Here is a 3,917-nt window from a genome sequence, read left to right on the forward strand (position 1 = left end):
AGGTGAACACCGCGTCTCCCAGCACCCGGCAGCGCCCGCAGACCCCGACGCCCGGCAGCGCCCGGCAGCGCACGCAGACCCCGTACCCGGCAGCGCCCGCAGGCCCCCACGCCCGGCGCCGCCCTCACGCCCCCGTGCGCGCCCGCGTCCTCCCCTCCGCCTGCCCCGGCACGGACCCGCGTCGGCGCTTCGGCGGGAGCACCTGTACCTCGTACTCGCCGCTCGAAGCGGTGGGTGCGGCGTGGGAGTCGGGGGTGCGGGCGACCCGGCGGGACGTCGGGCGCAGGGAGCCGGTCCGGCGCAGGCACAGGGCCGCGTGGACCGCGGGGAGCCGGGGGTTCGCGAGGGACGCGAGCATCGCGTGCATCAGGCGGCCCGCGTGGAGTTCGTAGCCCGCCGCCGAGGGGTGGAAGCCGTCACCGGCGATCAGCCGGGCCCGGTGCGTACGGAAGCCGTCGTCGCGGAACGAGACGATCCGCGCGCCCGCCCTCAGCGCGTGGCGCGCCTGGAGCCGGCCCAGTCTCCGGCACCGCAGGGACAGCAGCCGGCCGAGGAACCCGGGGATCGCGCCCCCGCACCCGGCGTCGGGGCTCACCGCGGCCACCACGGCCGCCCCCTCCCCCACGAGCCGCCGCACATGCCGCCCGAGCGCCCGTGCGGCCCGCCCGAGCGGCACCGGCAGCAGACTGTCGTTGGCGCCCGTGAGCAGGACCACGAGATCCGGCCGCACGCTCACCGCCTGCTCGACCTTCCCCGCGAGCGACGGCGTCGTGGCCCCGAACCGCCCGTACACCCACACCCGTACGGCCCGCCCCGTCTCCTCGGCGAGCCACTGCCCGAGCACGGCCCCCGGCGCCTCCCGCGCCCTGCCCACCCCGATGCCGAGCGCGGTGGAGTCGCCGAGGACGACGAGCCGGATCTCGTCCCCGGCGACGTCACCCGCCGCCCGACCCCCCGGCACATACACCCCGTTGACCCGGTGGACCGTCCGCGGATCCAGATGCCGCAGCGAGCGCAGGAACACGCGCGCGTACCAGGCCGTCAGCAGACGTACAGGGTGGGACCAGCGCATCGAAGACCTTCCGTGTCGGTCAGGAGAGGACCGCTTCGAGGACGTCGGAGTCGGAGAGGAGACGGACGTCGGGGCCGTGGCCGCCGGCGGTGCGGGCGAGGCCCTGGACCATGCGGCGGGCGCGGATGTTGTCGGTGGCGACGTAGGCGACGATCGTGCGGACGCGCATGAAATGGGCGAGTCCGTAGAGGCGCCGGGAGAGGACGCCGCCGAGCCCGTGGGACTGCCAGGTGTCCTCGACGAGGACGGCCAGCTCGGCGACGTCCGGGTGGCGTTCGTAGAGGAGGTGCCCCACGGCGACGACCCGGTCGGGCAGCCCGAAGGGCGTCGCGAGGAGCGTGCACCCGGCGAGGGGCTCGCTCATCCGCTGCCACGCGTCGCGCGTGAGCTGCGGCGTCCCGGTGTGGTAGCGCCGCGCGCGGGTGGCGACGGAGCAGCGGACATGCAGCGCGCGGACGGCGTCGTAGTCGTCCGCGTACCCGGCGCGGACGGTCACGGTCACTGCGGGCCGCCGACCGCGAGGGGCGAGCCGGCGGGTGTGGTGAGCAGGGCGTCGACGGCGTCGAGGTGCCGTAGCGCGTCGGCATCCAGCCCCGGGGTCTCGGGCAGGCGCCAGTGGTCGAGGAGCGGGCGGACGACCCGGTCGAGGTGCACGGCGAGGCCGTACCCGTCGGACAGTTCGGGCGCGAGCAGTTCGGCGCAGATCGCGGCGACCGTGCGGGAGGGGGCGATCACGAGGGCGTCGTCGAGAAGAGAACGGTGGAAGCGCGCGTGGAGTTCCTTGTCCTCGGCGATCCTCGCGAGCAGGGCGCCGCAGCAGTCGGGTACGCCGGTGACGGTCCGGTAGCGGACGGCGGCGGCCTCCTCCTGGACGGCGGCCCGGGCGAGGGTGCGGGCGAGGTCGCGGACCGGCTCCCCGCGCACCGCGCACAGCGTCCGCAGCCGCGCCCGCTCCAGTTCGGCCGGGTCGGCGGCGCGGGTGGCGAGGAGGTAGTCGCGCAGGGCGGTGGCGTGGCGCTGCTGTTCGGCGGTCCAGCGGTGCAGCCAGCGCGCCCAGGCGCCGCGTGGGCCGTAGGCGGCGGCGAGGGCGGCGTGCCGGCGGGGGAGGTCCTCCTCCGCGGCGAGGAGGTCGGTGAGGGCGGCGCGGGCTGGTCCGGGCAGCCGGGACTGTCCGGGGTGCCAGGGGGAGGTGTCGAAGTCCCAGGCGAGGGACCAGGGCACGAGGTCGTGCGGCATCCAGTCCCGGGCGGCCGTCAGGTGGTCGTCGAGGCGGCGGGCGACGCGGGGTTCGAGTTCCGCGCGCAGATCGATCGGCATGGCGATGTCCCGGTTCGCATTGCGGAGAGGGTGGTTTTTGTCCGTATCGCGGGAACGCGGCCCATAATGGTCCATATCGTTCCCGCGTCGCAGGTTGCCATGAGCAGGAGGCCGTCGAGGTCACGTTTCCGCTGGACGGAGTGTTCCCCGGCCCATGTTTCACCCGGAAGGGGCGAAATGCGGACCATGCGTTCTTGCGTCACGTCGGATGATTTCCCGCGGCTTTTATCGGCTCGTTTCCGGACGGATTCCGGGAACGGGTGAGGAGGTTCCGAGATGCCGACCACATCCCTTGCGGACCGCGCGTGCCACGTCGACGCCCTGCGCGAGGCGGAGTTCCCGAGCCTGGACGCGTCGGGCCACGCCTACCTGGACTACACGGGCGCGGCCCTCGCCCCGCTCTCCCTGGTCCGGGGCAGCGCGGCCCGGCTCGCCTCGGGCGTGTACGGCAATCCGCACACGGCGAGCCCCGCCTCGCTCGCCTCGACCCGGCTGGTGGAGGAGGCCCGCCGGGCGGCGCTGTCGTTCTGCCGGGCGTCACCGGAGGAGTACACGGCCGTCTTCACGCCGAACGCGACGGCGGCCCTGCGGCTGGTCGCCGAGGCGTACCCGTTCGGGCCCGACGCGCCGCTCGCGTTCCTCGGGGACGACCACAACTCGGTGCTGGGAATGCGCCGGTACGCCGCCCGCGCGGGCGCGCCGGTACGGGTCGTGCCGCTGGGGCCCGGGCTGCGTACGGAGACCGAGGCGGTGACGGCGTGTCTGGACGCGGGCGGGCGGGGGCTGTTCGCGTTCCCGGCGCAGTCGAACGCGACGGGCGTACGGCATCCGCTGGAGTGGGCCGGCGAGGCGCGGCGCCGGGGGTGGCGGGTGGTCCTCGACGCCGCCGCGTACCTGCCGACGGGGCCGCTCGACCTGACGGCCGTCCCCGCCGACTTCGTCGCGCTGTCCTGGTACAAGATCACCGGTTTCCCGACCGGCGTGGGCTGTCTGATCGCCCGCCGCGACGCCCTCGCGGGCCTGAACCGGCCCTGGTTCGCGGGCGGTACCGTCCGCGCCTCCTCCTCCCACACCGACTGGCACCTGCCCGCGCCCGCCCCGGAGGGCNNNNCGCCGTCCACCACCACGTCACCCGGCTCACCGTCCGGCTCCTGGACGGGCTGACGGCCCTGCGCCACCCCGGCGGGGAACCGGCGGTCCGCGTCCTCGGCCCCCTCTCCGCGCGGGACCGTGGCCCCACGGTCACCTTCAACCTCCTGCGCCCCGACGGCTCCCCCGTCGACGAACGCGTCCTCCAGCTCGCCGCCGCCGAGGCCCGGATCAGCCTGCGCACCGGCTGCTTCTGCAACCCCGGCGTCGCGGAGGAGGCCAACGGGATGACGCCGGAGGTGGTGCGGGCGGCGCTGACGCGGGGGACTCCGTCGGACGTCGACGCGTATCTGCGGCAGCTCGCCGTCCAGGCGCAGGGGGCGGTGCGGGCGTCGATGGGGGTGGCGACGAACGCGCGGGACGTGGACCGGTTGCTGGA

At 75.5% G+C, this 3,917-nt stretch carries 4 protein-coding genes; 1 reads left to right on the top strand and 3 read right to left on the bottom strand.

Annotated elements, in window-relative coordinates; all coding sequences use genetic code 11:
• Positions 1-124: 124 nt before the first annotated feature.
• From AOK24_RS39960 to AOK24_RS39970, 3 genes are read right to left on the bottom strand one after another with little or no spacing between them, the layout of a single operon-like run.
• A complete protein-coding gene (locus AOK24_RS39960; RefSeq protein ID WP_055724816.1) occupies positions 125-1,072 on the bottom strand; it encodes a GDSL-type esterase/lipase family protein in 948 nt (315 codons plus the stop codon).
• Positions 1,073-1,091: 19 nt separating this feature from the next.
• Positions 1,092-1,574: a GNAT family N-acetyltransferase gene (locus tag AOK24_RS39965; RefSeq protein WP_055724817.1), complete on the bottom strand. Its 483-nt coding sequence runs from the start codon at positions 1,572-1,574 to the stop codon at positions 1,092-1,094.
• On the bottom strand, positions 1,571-2,389 hold the full coding sequence (locus AOK24_RS39970; protein WP_055724818.1) for an acyl-ACP desaturase: 819 nt from the start codon (positions 2,387-2,389) through the stop codon (positions 1,571-1,573). The genes AOK24_RS39965 and AOK24_RS39970 overlap by 4 nt, the downstream gene beginning before the upstream one ends.
• 276 nt (positions 2,390-2,665) lie before the next feature.
• Between AOK24_RS39970 and AOK24_RS39975 the strand changes: the two genes are divergently transcribed.
• Positions 2,666-3,496 (top strand): aminotransferase class V-fold PLP-dependent enzyme (locus tag AOK24_RS39975; protein WP_206191348.1); only part of this gene is annotated, 831 nt, incomplete at its 3' end.
• Between the last annotated feature and the right edge of the window lie 421 nt (positions 3,497-3,917).

Source organism: Streptomyces niveiscabiei (assembly GCF_001419795.1).
GTDB classification, from domain to species: domain Bacteria; phylum Actinomycetota; class Actinomycetes; order Streptomycetales; family Streptomycetaceae; genus Streptomyces; species Streptomyces niveiscabiei.

Excerpts from the sequence above, each read along its gene's own strand:
- AOK24_RS39970 (WP_055724818.1), bottom strand. The coding sequence starts at position 2,389 with ATGCCGATCGATCTGCGCGCGGAACTCGAACCCCGCGTCGCCCGCCGC.
- AOK24_RS39960 (WP_055724816.1), bottom strand. The coding sequence starts at position 1,072 with ATGCGCTGGTCCCACCCTGTACGTCTGCTGACGGCCTGGTACGCGCGC.